The organism is Micrococcaceae bacterium Sec5.8, from assembly GCA_039636775.1.
Lineage (GTDB): Bacteria > Actinomycetota > Actinomycetes > Actinomycetales > Micrococcaceae > Arthrobacter.
The window spans coordinates 1,459,083-1,475,374 of record CP143429.1; the positions used below are offsets into that span (position 1 = coordinate 1,459,083).

At 65.8% G+C, this 16,292-nt stretch carries 17 protein-coding genes; 11 read left to right on the forward strand and 6 right to left on the reverse strand.

The window, feature by feature from the left end:
• The first annotated feature begins 44 nt into the window (after positions 1 to 44).
• Positions 45 to 536: a transcriptional regulator NrdR gene (nrdR, locus tag VUN84_06675; protein XAS65331.1), complete on the forward strand. Its 492-nt coding sequence runs from the start codon at positions 45 to 47 to the stop codon at positions 534 to 536.
• 143 nt (positions 537 to 679) lie between these two features.
• Here nrdR and VUN84_06680 read toward each other — a convergent pair whose 3' ends face one another.
• A complete protein-coding gene (locus VUN84_06680) occupies positions 680 to 1,483 on the reverse strand; it encodes an ROK family protein (protein XAS65332.1) in 804 nt (267 codons plus the stop codon).
• An 88-nt stretch (positions 1,484 to 1,571) separates the two neighbouring features.
• A complete protein-coding gene (gene map, locus VUN84_06685) occupies positions 1,572 to 2,450 on the reverse strand; it encodes a type I methionyl aminopeptidase (GenBank protein XAS65333.1) in 879 nt (292 codons plus the stop codon).
• A gap of 101 nt (positions 2,451 to 2,551) precedes the next feature.
• On the opposite strand from map, the gene VUN84_06690 reads away from it, so the two are divergent.
• The gene (locus tag VUN84_06690; protein XAS65334.1) at positions 2,552 to 2,719 is read left to right on the forward strand and encodes an SPOR domain-containing protein; all 168 of its coding nucleotides are present in this window, start codon (positions 2,552 to 2,554) and stop codon (positions 2,717 to 2,719) included.
• Positions 2,720 to 2,729: 10 nt separating this feature from the next.
• On the forward strand, positions 2,730 to 3,278 hold the full coding sequence (locus VUN84_06695; GenBank protein XAS65335.1) for an AAA family ATPase: 549 nt from the start codon (positions 2,730 to 2,732) through the stop codon (positions 3,276 to 3,278).
• Positions 3,279 to 3,357: 79 nt separating this feature from the next.
• Here VUN84_06695 and VUN84_06700 read toward each other — a convergent pair whose 3' ends face one another.
• The gene (locus tag VUN84_06700) at positions 3,358 to 3,753 is read right to left on the reverse strand and encodes an SHOCT domain-containing protein (GenBank protein ID XAS65336.1); all 396 of its coding nucleotides are present in this window, start codon (positions 3,751 to 3,753) and stop codon (positions 3,358 to 3,360) included.
• 217 nt (positions 3,754 to 3,970) lie between these two features.
• Positions 3,971 to 4,897, reverse strand: coding sequence for a 3-methyl-2-oxobutanoate hydroxymethyltransferase (gene panB, locus VUN84_06705; GenBank protein XAS65337.1), 927 nt, complete (start codon positions 4,895 to 4,897; stop codon positions 3,971 to 3,973).
• Positions 4,898 to 5,158: 261 nt separating this feature from the next.
• Between panB and glnA (VUN84_06710) the strand changes: the two genes are divergently transcribed.
• The 7 genes from glnA (VUN84_06710) (at position 5,159) to VUN84_06740 (ending at position 13,321) form a co-directional block, all read left to right on the forward strand.
• On the forward strand, positions 5,159 to 6,499 hold the full coding sequence (glnA, locus tag VUN84_06710) for a type I glutamate--ammonia ligase (protein XAS65338.1): 1,341 nt from the start codon (positions 5,159 to 5,161) through the stop codon (positions 6,497 to 6,499).
• Positions 6,500 to 6,508: 9 nt separating this feature from the next.
• Positions 6,509 to 9,520 (forward strand): bifunctional [glutamine synthetase] adenylyltransferase/[glutamine synthetase]-adenylyl-L-tyrosine phosphorylase, encoded by a 3,012-nt coding sequence (locus VUN84_06715; GenBank protein XAS65339.1) that lies wholly within the window; start codon positions 6,509 to 6,511, stop codon positions 9,518 to 9,520.
• 233 nt (positions 9,521 to 9,753) lie between these two features.
• A complete protein-coding gene (locus VUN84_06720; GenBank protein XAS65785.1) occupies positions 9,754 to 11,196 on the forward strand; it encodes an amino acid ABC transporter substrate-binding protein/permease in 1,443 nt (480 codons plus the stop codon).
• Positions 11,193 to 11,942 (forward strand): amino acid ABC transporter ATP-binding protein, encoded by a 750-nt coding sequence (locus tag VUN84_06725; protein ID XAS65340.1) that lies wholly within the window; start codon positions 11,193 to 11,195, stop codon positions 11,940 to 11,942. The genes VUN84_06720 and VUN84_06725 overlap by 4 nt, the downstream gene beginning before the upstream one ends.
• A 58-nt stretch (positions 11,943 to 12,000) precedes the next feature.
• The gene (locus VUN84_06730) at positions 12,001 to 12,417 is read left to right on the forward strand and encodes a VOC family protein (protein XAS65341.1); all 417 of its coding nucleotides are present in this window, start codon (positions 12,001 to 12,003) and stop codon (positions 12,415 to 12,417) included.
• Between the two features lie 54 nt (positions 12,418 to 12,471).
• Positions 12,472 to 12,999: a GNAT family N-acetyltransferase gene (locus tag VUN84_06735; protein ID XAS65342.1), complete on the forward strand. Its 528-nt coding sequence runs from the start codon at positions 12,472 to 12,474 to the stop codon at positions 12,997 to 12,999.
• A gap of 121 nt (positions 13,000 to 13,120) precedes the next feature.
• Positions 13,121 to 13,321, forward strand: coding sequence for an AsnC family protein (locus VUN84_06740; protein ID XAS65343.1), 201 nt, complete (start codon positions 13,121 to 13,123; stop codon positions 13,319 to 13,321).
• A 109-nt stretch (positions 13,322 to 13,430) separates the two neighbouring features.
• Here VUN84_06740 and glnA (VUN84_06745) read toward each other — a convergent pair whose 3' ends face one another.
• Entirely contained in the window at positions 13,431 to 14,855 is a 1,425-nt protein-coding gene (gene glnA, locus VUN84_06745; protein ID XAS65344.1) for a type I glutamate--ammonia ligase, read from the reverse strand.
• Positions 14,856 to 15,150: 295 nt separating this feature from the next.
• Between glnA (VUN84_06745) and VUN84_06750 the strand changes: the two genes are divergently transcribed.
• Entirely contained in the window at positions 15,151 to 15,588 is a 438-nt protein-coding gene (locus VUN84_06750; protein XAS65345.1) for an RDD family protein, read from the forward strand.
• Positions 15,589 to 15,871: 283 nt separating this feature from the next.
• Here VUN84_06750 and VUN84_06755 read toward each other — a convergent pair whose 3' ends face one another.
• On the reverse strand, positions 15,872 to 16,234 hold the full coding sequence (locus tag VUN84_06755) for a DUF3817 domain-containing protein (protein XAS65346.1): 363 nt from the start codon (positions 16,232 to 16,234) through the stop codon (positions 15,872 to 15,874).
• Between the last annotated feature and the right edge of the window lie 58 nt (positions 16,235 to 16,292).

Below are 16,292 nucleotides of genomic sequence, written 5' to 3' on the forward strand. Positions count from 1 at the left end.
GGGTCTGGCTGGTCTCATTGGTTCGCAACAGGGGAGGAGGCGTCATGTATTGTCCGTTTTGCCGAAACCCTGACTCGCGCGTAGTGGACAGCCGGATCGCAGACGACGGCTCGGCCATCCGCCGCCGCCGCCAGTGCCCGGAATGCGGCCGACGCTTCACCACCGTTGAGACCACCAGCCTCACCGTTATCAAGAGGTCCGGAGTCGGCGAGCCCTTCAGCCGCAGCAAGGTTATCAACGGTGTCCGCAAGGCCTGCCAGGGCCGTCCCGTGACCGAAGACGATCTGGCCATGCTCGCCCAGGAAGTGGAAGAGGCCATCCGGGCCGCGGGCGCCGCAGAGATCGAGGCGCACGAAGTCGGTCTGGCAATCCTCAGCCCGCTGCAGCGCCTCGATCAGGTCGCGTACCTGCGATTCGCCAGCGTCTACCAGGCTTTCGACTCCCTCGAGGACTTCGAAGCCGCCATCTCGCTGCTCCGCCACGAGGCCGAGACGAAGGGCCGCGAGGGCCAGAGCCAGCAGAAAAGCCCGCTCTAGCAGCGGTTCAGGAGCGCCGGCGTACAGACTCCGGTGGTGGCAGCGGAGGGGAAGCCGCGGCCACCACCGGCACCAGGAACATGCGCCATCACTGAGGGTCGTTCCCAGCGTTCGAACGACCTTTCGTGATGGCGCATTTTTCGTTACTTGGCCAGCCTGTGTTTCAGCGCGATCTCCAGGGCAGCTCCCACGATTCCGGCGTCGTTCTTCAGTTCGGCCGGAACAATCGGCGTGCGCAGCTGCAGCCGCGGCAGGTACTCGTCGGCCCGCTTGGAGATGCCGCCCCCGACGATGAACAGCTCGGGGGAGAAAAGGAATTCCACGTGGGAGAAGTAGCGCTGCAGCAGCACGCTGTACTGCTCCCAGCTCAGCCCGTCCCTCTCGCGGGCTACGGCGGAGGCCTTGCTCTCGGCATCGAACCCGTCAATTTCCAGGTGTCCGAGTTCGGCGTTGGGCACAAGCTTGCCATCGAAGATGAAGGCGGAGCCGATCCCGGTGCCCAGCGTGATAACCAGCACCGTCCCGGCCACGGACGCTCCGGCGCCGAAGCGTGCCTCGGCGAGACCCGCGGCATCGGCGTCGTTGATGACCTCCACGGGCCGGCCCAGGCGGGCCGTCAGCATGGCATCGATGTCCATTTCCAGCCACGACTTGTCCACATTGGCAGCGGAGTGAACCACGCCGTGCTGGATGATGCCGGGGAAGGTGACTCCAACGGGCGAATCGGGGGCCGGGGCATCGGGCCGGGCGGAAAGTTCGGCCACAACCTGCGCCACGACCTCGGCGACGGATTCCGGCGTCGACGGCTGCGGGGTGGGGATGCGCAGGCGGTCACCGACCAGCTTGCCCTTCTTTAGGTCGACGATCCCGCCCTTGATGCCGGTGCCACCAATATCGATGCCGATCAGCGGGGCGTTCTTCTTCGACTTCTCGTCCTTCTTGGCCAATGTGGTTCCGTTCGTGGCAGGGGCGGAGCTAGGAGGGTGCGGGCCAGGGCCGGCGGGCGAAGACCGGGATCTTCAGGTGAAGCAGGAATCAGGGGAGCGTCAGCACCTCGGCACCGGACTCCGTGACCAGCAGGGTGTGTTCGAACTGTGCCGTGCGCTTACGGTCCCGGGTGACGACTGTCCAGTCATCGGCCCACATGTCCCAGTCCACGGTCCCCAGCGTCAGCATGGGTTCAATGGTGAAAACCATCCCCGTTTCCATGACTGTGTTGTAAGCCGGGGCGGCGTCATAGTGCGGGATGATCAGGCCGGTGTGGAAGGCCTCTCCCACGCCATGGCCGGTAAAATCACGGACGACGCCGTAGCCGAAGCGCTTTGCATAGGACTCGATGGTGCGCCCGATGACGTTGATTTCCCGCCCGGGAGCCACGGCGCGGATGGCGCGGTTCAGGGATTCCTGCGTGCGCTGGACGAGGAGCCGGGATTCCTCGTCCACGCTGCCGGCAAGGAAGGTGTGGTTGGTGTCGCCGTGGACGCCCCCGATGAAGGCCGTGATGTCAATGTTGAGGATATCCCCGTCCTGAACAACAGTGCTGTCCGGGATGCCGTGGCAGATGACCTCGTTCAGCGACGAGCACAAGGACTTGGGGAAGCCGCGGTAGCCCAGGGTGGAGGGATAGGCGTCGTGGTCGAGCAGGAATTCGTGCCCCACCCGGTCCAGTTGGTCCGTGGTGACGCCGGGCTGGATGTGCTTGCCCACCTCCACAATCGCCTGGGCGGCAATCCGCGAGGCGACACGGATCTTCTCGATGGTCTCCGGTGATTTGACCTCGGAGCCGGTAAATTTGGCCGGCGCGGGCTTCCCCACATATTCGGGGCGCGGGATCGACGCCGGGACGGGCAGTTGCGGACTGACAGCTCCCGGGACCAGGGTGCCGGTGGGTGCAGTCGAGGCGAGAGAAGGCATACATTGATCATATAAGGACCCGGCCGGAGGCACAGAAACAACCGCCACTTAACCGGCGTCAAATAGCGGGTGGCCGCCAGAAGAAGAGCTAAGGAGCAGGGATGCCGGAGTACTGGTACAACGTCAATACTCACGAGGTCGAAGAGGACGCCATGTCCGATTGGAGCCAGCTGATCGGCCCGTACAAGACGCGGGAGGAAGCCGAACACGCCCTCGAGAAGGTCAAGGCCCGCAACGAATCCTGGGACAAAGGCGACGAGGAGGACTAGTAGGGCCCCAATGACCGGGGTGATCCTGATCAACGGGCTGCCCGGTTCCGGAAAGTCGACGTTGGCGCGGGAGCTCGCGGCCACGCTGGACCTGCCGCTCTTTTCCAAGGACGCCTGCAAGGAAAGCCTGTGGACTGGCTCCCGTGCACCGGACCCCGCCGAGTCCAGCGCCCTTGGGCGGCGCGCCGTGGCACTCATGTGGGCCGCCATCGCCGCCACTCCGGGCCCGGCCGTGGTTGAGTCTTTCTGGTACGCGCCGCGTGATCTTCACCTGCTGCGTGCGGACCTCCGGAGCTCCGGCAAGAGCGTCGACGTGGAAGTGTGGTGTTCGCTGGCTCCGGCCACCGCGAGGCAGCGCTGCCGGACCCGGGAACGGCACCGAGTGCACCACGCGGCGGAGAACGACGGCGTGGTCTGGGCTGAGTGGGCACGGCAGGCAGCGCCGCTCGGCCTGGCGCCGGTACTGGACGTGGACACGGAAGAAAAGGTTGACGTCTTCCGGCTGTGCCGGGCGCTGGAACAGTTTACGTCCGGCCCACCGGCTGTCACCGGCCGGTGACAGCCGGTGGGCCGATGCCAACTGTCACCAGCTGTCACCGGCCGGCGACGGTGTCCGCCGGGGGAGCCGGCCGTGAAGTTCAGGCCATGGCCTTCGCTTTGAGGGACTCAAATTCGGTCTGGTTGATGGCTCCGGAGTCGAGCAGGGCCTTGGCCTCGGCGATCTGACCGGCCGGGCCGGACGTCTTCCCGGCGACACGTTGGATGTACTCCTGCTGGGCGGCCTGTTGTTCGGTCACCGCGGACAGTTGCCGCTCGGCCATGCTGCGACCCCGGGCGATCAGGTAGATGATGGCGCCGAGCCACGGCAGGAAGACCAGCAAGATCGCCCAGCCCGCCTTACCCCAGCCGCTCAGTGTGCTGTCGCTGAACATGTCGAACAGGCAACGGAACCACACCATCAGCGCCGAGATCCAGATAAAGAACCAGAAGCTCCACAGCAGGACGCTTCCAAAGTCCGTCGTAATCGAGTCCATCGATACTCCTCCACTAGTCTGCGTCCGGGCCTGGCCGACTCTTCAAGCACTAAGGGAAGGTCAGGACCGGAGACAGCTCTGCTGAGGCCGATGCAGGCCTGTAGTGGCCAGCCTGCCCGTGCAGGCGCCAGGGCACATCGCCCGCAAAGGATGAGGTGGCGACGCGGACCTTGCGGCCGGCTGCCCGCCCGGAAGAATCCGCCCCGGGAGAATCCGCTTAGAACGAGTGCTCCGGTCCGGGGAACTGGCCGGACCGCACCTCCTCGGCGTAGGCCTTTGCCGCGTCGCTGAGGGCGGTGCGCAGGTCCGCGTACTGCTTCACGAACTTGGCCATCTTTCCGCCGCGCAGACCCGCCATGTCCTGCCACACGAGCACCTGGCCTGTGGTGGCGTTGCCAGCACCGATGCCCACTGTGGGGACGTCGACGGCGGCGTTCACGGCCGCCGCCGTCTCCGCCGGCACCATTTCCATCAGGACGCAGAACGCACCGGCATCAGCGAGGGCGACGGCGTCCTCGATCAAACGCCGGGCGTCGTCCCCGCGGCCCTGGACCCGGTATCCGCCGAGAGCGTGCTCACTTTGCGGAGTGAAGCCAATATGTGCCATCACCGGAATCCCGGCCTGGACCATGGCCCGGACGGTCTCGGCGTAGAACTTGCCGCCCTCGATCTTGACGGCGTGGGCGAGTCCTTCCTTCAGGAACCGGACACCGGTGGCAACGGCCTGCTGGGCGGAGACTTCGTAGCTGCCAAAGGGCAGGTCCGCCACCACCAGCGCGCGCTTGGCTGAGCGGGCGACGGCGCGGCACAGCGGGAGGAGTTCGTCCACGGTGACAGGCAGGCTGGTCTCGTTGCCGAAGACGTTGTTGGAGGCCGAGTCGCCCACCAGGAGGACCTCGATTCCCGCCTGGTCGAAAATCTCCGCCGTGTACTGGTCGTAGGCGGTCAGCATGGCAAAGCGCTCGCCGTTGAGCTTGGCCTGGCGCAGGTGGTGCGTGCGGATCCTGGCCACCGGCTTCCGGGTGCCGGGTTCCCGGCCTGCGCTGGGGGACAGCTGGGCTGCGGGGGCAGCCGCCGGGCCGGTGCCGTAGGGGGCAGGAACTTCTGCGGGCATGCTGGAGTCAGAGTTGCTACGTGTGGCCATGGCACGAGCGTAGTGCGATACCGCGGGTCCTAGCTACCGGGCGCCGGCCCGTGGTCGGGTGAATCACATCACATCCCGCCGGCCCGGCAGGAACGGATTCCGGGCTGCCGGGAATTTCAGGCCCCCGGTGTTAACGCTGTGTTACGCGCCGCGGCCGCGACAGCAATCGGCGGCAATGATCAGTAAAGTGAACCGTGAGCAGCTGTGGACCTCGGCGTGATGGTCCCGGGGCACGGACGAAAGAATTGGAAAGAGGCCGGTATGGATCGCCAGCAAGAGTTTGTCCTTCGGACGATCGAAGAGCGCGACGTGCGGTTCGTGCGGTTGTGGTTCACCGACGTCGTTGGCTCGCTGAAGTCCGTGGCGCTGGCCCCGGCCGAAGTGGAGGGCGCGTTCGAGGAGGGGCTGGGCTTTGACGGTTCCTCCATTGAGGGCTTGGCCCGGGTGTTCGAATCCGACATGCTGGCGCAGCCGGACCCCGCCACCTTCCAGATCCTGCCCTGGCGCGGCGAGACGGAAGCGACGTCGCGGATGTTCTGCGACATCCTCACGCCCGACGGCGAACCCTCCGCCGCCGATCCCCGCAACGTGCTCAAACGCAACCTGGCCAAGGCCGCGGACATGGGCTTCACCTGCTACACGCATCCCGAAATTGAGTTTTACCTGCTGAAGTCCCAGCAGCCCGGTCCGGACGGGTCCCCCGTCCCGGTGGACGAAGGCGGCTACTTCGACCACGTGCCCGGCGGCGTGGCGCAGGACTTCCGCCGCACGGCCGTCACCATGCTGGAGTCGGTGGGCATTTCGGTTGAGTTCAGCCACCACGAGGCCGGCCCCGGCCAGAACGAGATCGACCTGCGCTACGCTGACGCCCTGCAGACCGCTGACAACATCATGACCTTCCGCACTGTGATTAAAGAGGTGGCGCTGCAGCAGGGAACCTACGCCACCTTCATGCCCAAACCGTTCACGGCCCACCCGGGTTCCGGCATGCACACGCACTTCTCGCTCTTCGAGGGTGATACAAATGCCTTTTACGAGGCCGGCGCGGAATTCCAGCTCTCCGAAACCGCGCGGCAGTTTATTGCCGGCATCCTCAAGCACGCTCCCGAGTTCACCGCTGTCACCAACCAGTTTGTGAACTCCTACAAGCGCCTCTGGGGCGGGGGGGAGGCCCCGAGTTACCTCAGCTGGGGCCACAACAACCGTTCGGCGCTGGTCCGGGTGCCGCTGTACAAGCCGGGCAAGGGCCAGTCCGCACGGATCGAGTACCGTGGCATCGATTCTGCGGCCAACCCCTACCTCGCGTACGCTGTGCTGCTCGGGGCCGGGCTCAAGGGCATCGAGGAGGGCTACCAGCTTCCCGCCGCGGCCGAGGACGACATCTGGTCGCTCAGTTCCGCCGAGCGCCGGGCGATGGGCCATGACCCGCTTCCGGCCAGCCTGCACGATGCCATCCGTTCGATGGAGGAGTCCGAGCTTATGCCCCAGATCCTTGGTGAGCAGGTCTTCGAGCACTTCCTGCGCAACAAGCGGGCCGAGTGGCAGGACTACCGTCTCCAGGTCACGCCCTACGAGCTGCAGCGCAACCTCGGCATCCTTTAGGCGGTCCGGGTGAGTCTGGCACGACGCCTCATTGCGGCTGGTTTCAGCGATCTGGACAAGGGGGAACGGTTCCTCGCCGCCCCGGAACTGGACGGCCTGGACCAGGACGTTTTGTTCGCAGGACTGCAGCTTGCCGCCAACCCCGACACGGCGCTGCAGTCCCTCGTGCGGCTGATCGAAAAGCACCACGACCTGCGGACCCTGGCGGTTGCGGACTTGGACCGCAGCGAGCCCATGTACCGGGTGCTGGGCGCCTCCGAGGCGCTCGGCGAGTTCCTGATCCGGCACCCCGAGCACCTGGACGCCTTCGAGGTGACCGCCAGCCCCGAACCACGTGCCGCGGACACCGCCGAGCTGCGCGGGCGGCTCTTGCAGTCGGTGCGCGCCGACCCGAAATCCGCCCGGCCGGTGGCTGCGCTCACCGGGCAGGAAGGGTATGAGGCGCTCCGCACCGAGTACCGCCGCGGCCTTGTGGAACTGGCCGTCAAGGACCTCTGCGCGGCCGACCCGCTGGACTTCCTGCCCGCTGCCGGGGCCGAGCTCGCGGACCTTGCCGGTGCCGCCATCGAGGCTGCCCTGGCCGTTTCCCGCGCCGAGGCGGCACAGCAGTTCAGCGCCGCTGAGGTGGCCGACGTCGGACTTGCCGTCATCGGCATGGGCAAGTGCGGAGCCCGGGAACTGAACTACATTTCCGACGTCGACGTCATCTACGTGATCGACCCCGGGGAACTCGACGATTCGCGCGCCAGCACCATCGGCACGGCCCTGGCCTCCGGCATTTCCCGGGCCATCATGTCCACCGGGCGGGAACCAGGGCTGTGGGAGGTCGACGCGAACCTGCGCCCGGAAGGCAAGTCCGGCCCGCTGGTCAGAACTCTGGCCTCGCATGAGAGCTACTACGCCCGGTGGGCTGAGAGCTGGGAGTTCCAGGCGCTGCTCAAGGCCCGGACCATCGCCGGGGACACCGTGCTCGGCGCCCGCTACGAGTCCGCCCTCGCGCCGCTGATCTGGTCTTCGGCCGGCCGGGAGGGATTCGTTGAATCCGTCCGCTCCATGCGCCGCCGCGTCACCGAGCACATCCCCGCCGAGGAGGAGCAGCGCCAAATCAAACTCGGGCGGGGAGGCCTGCGCGACGTCGAGTTCACCGTCCAGCTGCTGCAGCTGGTCCACGGCAAAGCCGACGAGTCCCTGCGGTGCCGGGACACCACCTCCGCGATCGCCGCCCTGTCCGCCGGCGGGTACATCGGCCGTTCGGACGCCGCCGAATTCGACCGCGACTACCGCTACCTCCGGCTGCTCGAACACCGGATCCAGCTGTTCCAGCTGCGCCGCACCCACCTCATGCCAGTTAATGAAGCCGCGCTGCGGGCCCTCGCCAAAGCCGCGCTGGGGCCCTTCTCCAGTGAACGGCCCAAACCCGATGCCCTCATGGGGGCCTGGCGGAAAACCAAGCGCTCGGTCCGGGAGCTGCACGAACGCATCTTTTACCGGCCGCTGCTGAACACGGCGGCGGCACTCAGCAGCGAGGAAGCCCGGCTCAGTCCGGAAGCCGCGCAGGGGCGCCTCGCCGCCCTCGGTTACCTCGACCCGGCAGGTGCCATGCGGCACATCGAAGCGCTGACCGGCGGGGTCAGCCGGCGCGCCGCCCTTCAGCGCCAGCTTCTGCCGGTTCTGCTCGGATGGCTCGCGGAGGGTGTGGACCCCGACGCCGGCCTGCTGGCCTTCCGCCGGGTCAGTGAAGCTCTCGGCACCACCCACTGGTACCTCGGCATGCTCCGGGATTCGACGGCGGCCGCCGAGCGGCTCTGCCACGTGCTGTCCAATTCCCGGTTGATCGCGGACCTCCTGGAGGTTTCGCCCGAATCCGTGGCCTGGCTCGGCTCGGATAAAGAACTCGTGCCGGTGACGTTCGAGGCGCAGTGGCTTGAGATTGCCGCCAAAATGTCCCGGCACGCGGATCCGGAAAGCGCCATGCGCCTGATCCGGCTGATCCGCCGGCGCGAAATCCTGCGGATCGCGATCGCGGACAGTGCAGGGCTGCTGGACCAGGACCAGGTGGGCGCAGCGCTGGCAGACACGGACCGGGCGGCGGTCCTGGGCGCGCTGCGCGTCGCGGAAACCGTCGTGGCGGCAGGGGAGCCACTCAAGACGCACGTGCTGGTGGTCGCGATGGGACGGCAGGGCGGCCGGGAGATTGGCTACGGCTCGGACGCGGACGTCATGTACGTGCACCGCGGGCTGCCGGGGATCCCGGATGATGAGGCCCAGCAGCAGGCGCTGCAGATTGTGGGACGGCTCTCGAACCTGCTGACCCAGCCGCTCAAGCCTGCCATCCTCGCCGAACGCGTCCTGCTGGTCGACGCCGACCTTCGCCCCGAGGGTAAGAGCGGGCCGATGGTGCGGTCACTGGAATCCTATGCGGAGTACTACCGGCGGTGGTCGCTGGTCTGGGAAGCCCAGGCGCTGCTGCGGGCTCGCCCGATGGCGGGTGATGACGAACTGGCCGCTGACTTCGTGGCGCTGATTGATCCCATCCGCTACCCCGAATCCCTCGCCGAGCAGGACGTTCGCGAGGTCCGGCGCGTGAAGGCACGGGTGGAAGCCGAACGGTTGCCCCGCGGAGCTGACCCCGCCCGGCACCTGAAGCTGGGCCGCGGCGGCCTTAGCGACGTCGAATGGCTGACCCAGCTGCTGCAGCTGCAGCACGCCGGAGAGCATCCCGGGCTGCGGACCACGTCCACGGTCGACGCGCTGGAGGCAGCGGCCGGCGCCGGGCTCCTGGAAGCGGGGGACGTGGTCATCCTCCTCCGGGCCTGGCGCCTGGCGAGCCGGATCCGCTCGGCCAACGTGATCTGGACCGGACGGGCGTCGGACGTGCTGGCGTCCTCCCGCCGGGACCTCGAGGCGGTGGCCCGCTGGTGCGGCTACGGACACGGCAACGCCGCCGCGCTGGAAGAGGACTACCTCCGGCTCAGCCGCCGGGCGCGGGGCGTTTTCGAACGTGTTTTTTATGGCCAGTAGCCGGCCACGCGGCGCCGCGGTGCGGCTCCCGGCGGGACTGCCGGGAGCCCGCCGGCGGAGGGCGCTGGCAAAGGGCGCTGGCAAATGCGGGTAGCCTCTAGGGGTACTTTGCCGGTCCTGTGACCGGTGCCGCACTTCACTAGGGGTTGTAAATCTTGCCCAGATTCCAGCAGGCCGGGACCGCCAGGCCGCGGACAGCCGCAATCGTCGGAGCGTTGCTGGCTTTAGCCGCAATGCTCTTCGGAGCCGCCGGCGCGGCCGCGTCCCCGGCTGAGCCGCCCGCCGCCACAGCCGCCGGTGCAGCGCACCAGGCGGCCGCGCCGTCGAGCCTTTCCGGCAAAACGTTCGTCATCGGCACGGACACCACGTTCGCTCCCTTCGAGTTCCGTGACGCGGGCGGTGAACTGACCGGCATCGACATGGACATCATCCGGGAGATCGCGAAGGGCCAGGGCTTCGCCGTTGAGATCAAGTCGCTGGGCTTCAACGCGGCCCTGCAGGCGCTGTCCTCCAACCAGGTGGACGGCGTCATCGCGGGCATGTCCATCACCGAGCCCCGCAAGCAGATCTATGACTTCTCGGAACCCTACTTTGAGTCGGGCGTCCAGATGGCCGTCGCCAAGTCCAACACGGACATCAAAGGCTATGCGGACCTCCAGGGAAAGACCGTCACCGCCAAGACCGGCAGCGAGGGCGAAACATTCGCTAAATCGATCGCCGGCACGTACGGCTTCACGGTCAAGTCCCTGGACCAGTCCGCCACCATGTACGAGCTCGTGAAGTCCGGGAACGCCGTCGCCGTCTTTGACGACTACCCGGTCCTGGCCTACGGGATCAGCCAGAACAACGGCCTCAAAGCCGTCTCCGAAAAGGAAAAGGGCGGCTCGTACGGATTCGCCGTCAACAAGGGCCGGAATCCGGAACTGCTGCAGGCGTTCAACACCGGACTGGCCGAGCTGAAGGCCAGCGGGACGTACCAGACGATTCTGGACAAGTACCTCAAGGACCCCGGGCAGGCGGCCCAGTCCAGCTTCTGGGACCTGCTGACCGGCAGCTTCCCGGCCTTGATGAAGGGCCTCGGCAACACCGTCCTGGTCACTGCGATCTCCTTCGTTCTGGCCATGCTGATCGGCCTGTTCATGGGCTTCCTGAAGATATCCACCAGCGTTGTGCTGCGTGGCATCGCCACCACCTTCGTCAGCATCTTCCGCGGCACGCCGCTGCTGGTCTGGGCCTTCTTCTTCTACTTCGGCATCCCGCAGCTGACCGGCCAGCCGATCGACATCTGGGTGGCCGGAGTGCTGACGCTCAGCCTCAACGCCGGCGCCTACATCACCGAAATCGTCCGGGGCTCAATCCAGTCCGTGGACCCGGGACAGCTCGAAGCCAGCCGCAGCCTCGGCCTGGGCTACGCCAAGTCCATGCAAAAAGTCGTGGTCCCGCAAGCTTTCAAGATCATGACCCCCTCCCTGATCAACCAGCTGATCATCATGCTTAAAGACAGCTCGCTGCTGCTCGCCATCGGCTTCGCCGAACTGCTCTACCAGGGCCAGCAAATCTACGCCGGCAACTTCCGGATCACCGAAACCCTGCTGATCGTCGCAGTCCTGTACTTTGTGGTGATCATGCTCCTGACCAAGCTGGCAAACGTTGCGGATAAGAGGTTCAACAAATGACCACGGCAGTCACTGCACCCAGCAAAATCTCCGTCCGGGAGCTGAAGAAGTCCTTTGGCTCCAATGAAGTTCTCAAGGGCATCAACGCCGAGGTGGCCGAGGGTGAGGTGGTTTGTGTGATCGGACCCTCGGGGTCCGGAAAGTCCACGTTCCTGCGCTGCCTGAACAAGCTCGATGACATCACCGCCGGCCACGTCACCGTGGACGGCTTCGACGTCACCGACCCCAAGGTCGACATCAATGAGGTCCGCCGGCACATCGGCATGGTCTTCCAGCACTTCAACCTGTTCCCGCACATGTCTGTGCTCGAGAACATCATGCTGGCGCCGGTTGAGTCGAAGAAGCTGGGTAAGGACGAAGCGAAGGCCAGCGCCCTCAAGCTGCTGGACCGCGTCGGGCTCGCGGAGAAGGCCGACGCCCGCCCCGCGTCCCTCTCCGGCGGCCAGAAGCAGCGCGTCGCGATCGCCCGGGCACTGGCGATGAACCCGGACATCATGCTCTTTGATGAGGCCACCTCTGCGCTGGACCCGGAAATGGTGGGCGAAGTGCTGCAGGTGATCAAGGATCTCGCCGGCGAGGGCATGACGATGGTACTGGTTACCCATGAAATGGGCTTCGCCCGCGAAGTGGCCGACCGGGTGCTGTTCATGGCAGACGGGGTCATCTGCGAGCAGGGCGCTCCGGAGGAGCTGTTCGGCAATCCGCAGCAGCAGCGGACCCGGGACTTCCTCTCCAAAGTGCTGTAGTGTCACCCGCGCTCCGCCGGGGGCTGACACTCCGGCGGAGCGGTGCTACTTTGTCCGCATGGCCAGAGAACTTTTTGTCAACCTTCCGGTCCGGGACCTCGACACGACAGTGCAGTTTTTCACCGCATTGGGTTTCTCGTTCAATCCCGACTTCACCGATGAGAATGCCACCTGCATGATCGTCAACGACGGGGCGTACGTGATGCTGCTGGTCGAGGCGTACTTCAAGACCTTCACGTCGAAGACTGTGGCGGATGCCTCCGGGGCTGCCGAGGTCATCATGTCCTTCTCCCTGGACAGCCGCGAGGCCGTCGACGAGCTCATCCGGACGGCGCTGACTGCCGGCGGGTCGCCGTCCCAGGAAGCGCAGGACTTCGGCTTCATGTACACCCACAGCTTTCAGGACCCCGACGGCCACCTGTGGGAGGTCTTCTGGATGGATCCGGCCGGGCCGCCCAAGGAGGCGGCGCTCTGACCTGAGCTCTTTGGCCGGGGGTCCTGGGGCCGCCCGGGTGGGTAGGCTTTTGTCATGCGTGAACATGTGTGGCTGCTGCCGCTGAAAGACCTCGACGAGGACGCCCGCGCTATTAAGCTGGGCGAAATCGCCGGGCTCGAACTCATCAAGGACCAGCGGCGGTTCGTCGGCGACCCGCTGCGGATGGTTCTGACGGGGCTGGAAGAAGACTCCCGGCACCCCTTTGCCATCGACACCAACGGATCCGCCGTCGGTGTCCTGACCCTGCAGACCGGTGCCGCGAGCCTGGCCGGCTGGGCCGACGACGACTCGGCATGGTTGCTGCGCGGTTTCCTGATCGACCGCAGGTCACAGGGCCGGGGACTTGGCACCCAGGCAGCGCTGGCCGGTGCCCTCGCGGCCGCGAAACTGACGGCGGCCATGGGCGGCGGGCAGACCGGCGTCGTGCTCTCTGTCAACGAAGAGAACCCTGCTGCCCAGGCGGCCTACCGCAAGGCAGGGTTTGAGGACCGCGGCCGGTATCTGGGTGGCGACGCCGGCCCGCAACGGACGTTCTACCGGGGGTTTGGCGCGGGCCGTTAAGCAGTTGACCCGGACGGCCACCTCGACGGGCGAAAACGGACCGGCAGGACATCACCCGAGCCTGTCAACTATTACTGACGGTCCTCCCATCGTCAACTAAAGTTGACGATGGGAGGTCGGGATGAAAACACTTATTGGCTCGATGGACGGTAAAGGACCTGCGGAGGCGCTGTACGCGGTGGCCGGGCTGCGCAAGGAGGTGGCCCGCGCAGAGACGGAGGCGGTGCTGCGGGCACGCCAGGCGGGTCTGTCATGGGAGGCCATCGCCATCTGTCTTGGCGTGAGCAAGCAGGCTGTTCACCGGAAGTACGGGAAGCGCTGATGCGCGGAAAGTGGCGGCAGCCCGACAGTCGCTGGGTTAAAGACCGGAGGCCCCCACCAAGAGGTGGGGGCCGCCGTCGAGCAATCCTGCGGCGGAGAGCCGCTACAGCCTAGACGCCGTAGTAGAGCTCGAACTCGTACGGGTTCGGGCGCAGCGAGAGCGGACGGATCTCGTTCTCGTACTTGTACTCGATCCAGGTGTCGATCAGGTCCTGGGTGAAGACCCCGCCGGCCTGAAGGAACTCGTTGTCCTCGGCCAGGGCGTCGAGGGCCTCTTCGAGGGTGCCGGGAGCCTTGGGAATGTCCTTGGCTTCCTCGGCGGGCAGCTCGTAGAGGTCCTTGTCGATCGGAGCCGGCGGTTCGATGCGGTTGCGGATACCGTCAATGCCGGCCATCAGCTGGGCAGCGAAGGCCAGGTACGGGTTGGAGGACGGGTCCGGCGCGCGGAACTCGATGCGCTTGGCCTTCGGGTTGGAGCCTGTGATCGGGATCCGGATACCGGCAGAGCGGTTGCCCTGCGAGTAAACCATGTTGACCGGAGCTTCGAAGCCCTTGACCAGGCGGCGGTAGGAGTTCACGGTCGGGTTGGTGAAGGCAAGCACGGCCGAGGAGTGCTTCAACAGGCCGCCGATGTACCAGCGGGCCATGTCGGACAGGCCGGCGTAGCCCTTTTCGTCATAGAACAGCGGATCTCCACCGTTCCACAGCGACTGGTGGCAGTGCATGCCCGAGCCGTTGTCGCCGAAGACGGGCTTCGGCATGAACGTGACGGACTTGCCCCAGGCATCGGCGGTGTTCTTGATGACGTACTTGAACTTCTGCAGGTCATCAGCGGCGTGCGTCAGCGTGGTGAACTTGTAGTTGATCTCAGCCTGGCCGGCGGAACCAACCTCGTGGTGGCTGCGCTCGACCTCCAGGCCGGCTTCGTCCAAAGCGATGCACATGGCGTCACGGAGGTCGACCTGCTTGTCGGTGGGTGCGACCGGGAAGTAGCCGCCCTTGACCGGAGTCTTGTAGCCGAGGTTTCCGCCCTCTTCTTCGCGGCCGGTGTTCCAGTGTGCTTCCTCGGAATCGATCTTATAGAAGCTGCCCTGCGGGGAGGACTGGTACTGGACGTTATCGAAAACGAAGAACTCGGCCTCAGGGGCGAAGAACGCGGTGTCGGCGATGCCGGTGGAGGCCAGATAGGCCTCGGCTTTTTCGGCTACGCCGCGGGGATCACGGTGGTACGGATCGCCGGTGCGCGGGTTCACGATCGAGAAGTTCAACGCAAGGGTCTTCTCGATGCGGAAGGTGTCGAGGAACGCCGTCGTGACGTCCGGGATCAGCTGCATGTCCGACTCGGCGATGCCCTGGAAACCGCGGATCGAAGAGCCATCGAAGAGCTGGCCGTTGACGAAGAAGTCCGCGTCAACGCTCTTGGCGGGCACGTTGAAGTGCTGCTGTACGCCAGGGAGGTCGGTGAAGCGAATATCGACGAATTTTACGTCTTCGTCCTTGATGAACTTGAGGACTTCGTCCGCAGTCTTGAACATCTATGCTCCTTATGCAAGTGAAAGATCTGGCCGTCAGGCCGAGTGGTCCAGCGCAATCCGACAGCGGGGAAGACGCAAAAGTTTGCCCCGCTCCTATGCCGCTAGCAACTGTTACCACCCTAAGGACACAGGATTTCCCTGTCGTGTCCGCTTTGTTTCCGGCAGGTTACAGAATGCCCTGACACGTAAACGGTAGTCGCTGTCCACAACGTGGCCTATCCGTGCCCAAAGTGTGGGCCCCATTTGTCCACACTATGAACAGCGCGGCGGGATGCGATACGGCTAGTCTTAGAGGGTGGTTGATCGTAAAGACATAGGGTCCTGGCTCAGTGGGCCGGATACATCCGGCATTTCAAAGTACCCGGGCGAGCGTTTAGGCCTGCCTGAGTCCGGCCCGGGATCCATAGCCCGCGCCGGACGGCGCATCGCCGCCATCTGCATCGACTGGGGCATTGCCTTGCTGATCAGTAATTACGCCTTCGGCGGTGACCCCTGGGCAACACTGGCCATTTTCGCTATCGAGCAGGCACTCCTGGTCGGCTCCCTGGGGTACAGCATTGGGCACCGCATCCTGGGAATCCACGTGGTACGGCCCGGCGGCGGCCCTGCCGGCCCGCTGGCGGCTTTGGTCCGCAGCCTGCTGCTCTGCCTGGTGATCCCTGCTGTCATCTTTGACCCGGATCACCGCGGACTCCATGACAAGGCGATGAATACTCTGCTGGTCCGAAGGTAGCGCGCGCCGGTCGCAGACACGCGGCCGGCCCGGCGCTGGGCGCGCTGCCTGCCGCAGTCCCGCTTCATCGGGCCGACGCCTCCCGCCACGAACGGCCGCTAAGCGGCCGGCGGTGTGCCGGTTCGCCACGAACGGCCGCTAACAGGGTCGGCGGAGTGCCGGTTCGCCACGAACGGCCGCTAACAGGGTCGGCGGAGCGGCCGATCGTGTCAGACCGAGTGGCCCGGGCCGGTGTTTTGCCCCCGTTGCATCCCGTGAAGGACGGCAGGGCCAAACCGAGAGGCTATACGCCGGCCCCCTGGCGGGCCTGAGTCGATGCCACCGGCATTCCCCGGGCGGTGAGATAACCGCGGCGGCCGGCCCACTGCTCGAATCCGAGCGTGGCGAACGGGACCACCGCGGACAGTCCGGCGAACAAGGCCACCCGGAACGGCCAACGCTGCAGATGCCACAGGCCCAGTGCTGCGATGCCGTAGCCGATGAAGAATGCGCCGTGAATCGGTCCGGCGATTTCGACGCCGAGCTCCGTGGTCCGGGCGATCCACTTCAGGAACATGCCGACAAGGAGCGCAGCCCAGCTGCAGGCCTCGGCGATGGCCAGGAGCCGGAAGATGCGGATCAGGGCCGGGGTTGAGGGACGTTTCATGATTGCTCCGGTTTCTCCCGGCCGAAGGCGGGGCGAAGGGACAAGAGGGAAGGACTGC

Excerpts from the sequence above, each read along its gene's own strand:
- nrdR (XAS65331.1), top strand. The coding sequence starts at position 45 with ATGTATTGTCCGTTTTGCCGAAACCCTGACTCGCGCGTAGTGGACAGC.
- map (XAS65333.1), bottom strand. The coding sequence starts at position 2,450 with ATGCCTTCTCTCGCCTCGACTGCACCCACCGGCACCCTGGTCCCGGGA.
- VUN84_06690 (XAS65334.1), top strand. The coding sequence starts at position 2,552 with ATGCCGGAGTACTGGTACAACGTCAATACTCACGAGGTCGAAGAGGAC.
- VUN84_06695 (XAS65335.1), top strand. The coding sequence starts at position 2,730 with ATGACCGGGGTGATCCTGATCAACGGGCTGCCCGGTTCCGGAAAGTCG.
- VUN84_06700 (XAS65336.1), bottom strand. The coding sequence starts at position 3,753 with ATGGACTCGATTACGACGGACTTTGGAAGCGTCCTGCTGTGGAGCTTC.
- panB (XAS65337.1), bottom strand. The coding sequence starts at position 4,897 with ATGGCCACACGTAGCAACTCTGACTCCAGCATGCCCGCAGAAGTTCCT.
- glnA (XAS65338.1), top strand. The coding sequence starts at position 5,159 with ATGGATCGCCAGCAAGAGTTTGTCCTTCGGACGATCGAAGAGCGCGAC.
- VUN84_06720 (XAS65785.1), top strand. The coding sequence starts at position 9,754 with ATGCTCTTCGGAGCCGCCGGCGCGGCCGCGTCCCCGGCTGAGCCGCCC.
- VUN84_06725 (XAS65340.1), top strand. The coding sequence starts at position 11,193 with ATGACCACGGCAGTCACTGCACCCAGCAAAATCTCCGTCCGGGAGCTG.
- VUN84_06730 (XAS65341.1), top strand. The coding sequence starts at position 12,001 with ATGGCCAGAGAACTTTTTGTCAACCTTCCGGTCCGGGACCTCGACACG.
- VUN84_06735 (XAS65342.1), top strand. The coding sequence starts at position 12,472 with ATGCGTGAACATGTGTGGCTGCTGCCGCTGAAAGACCTCGACGAGGAC.
- VUN84_06740 (XAS65343.1), top strand. The coding sequence starts at position 13,121 with ATGAAAACACTTATTGGCTCGATGGACGGTAAAGGACCTGCGGAGGCG.
- glnA (XAS65344.1), bottom strand. The coding sequence starts at position 14,855 with ATGTTCAAGACTGCGGACGAAGTCCTCAAGTTCATCAAGGACGAAGAC.
- VUN84_06755 (XAS65346.1), bottom strand. The coding sequence starts at position 16,234 with ATGAAACGTCCCTCAACCCCGGCCCTGATCCGCATCTTCCGGCTCCTG.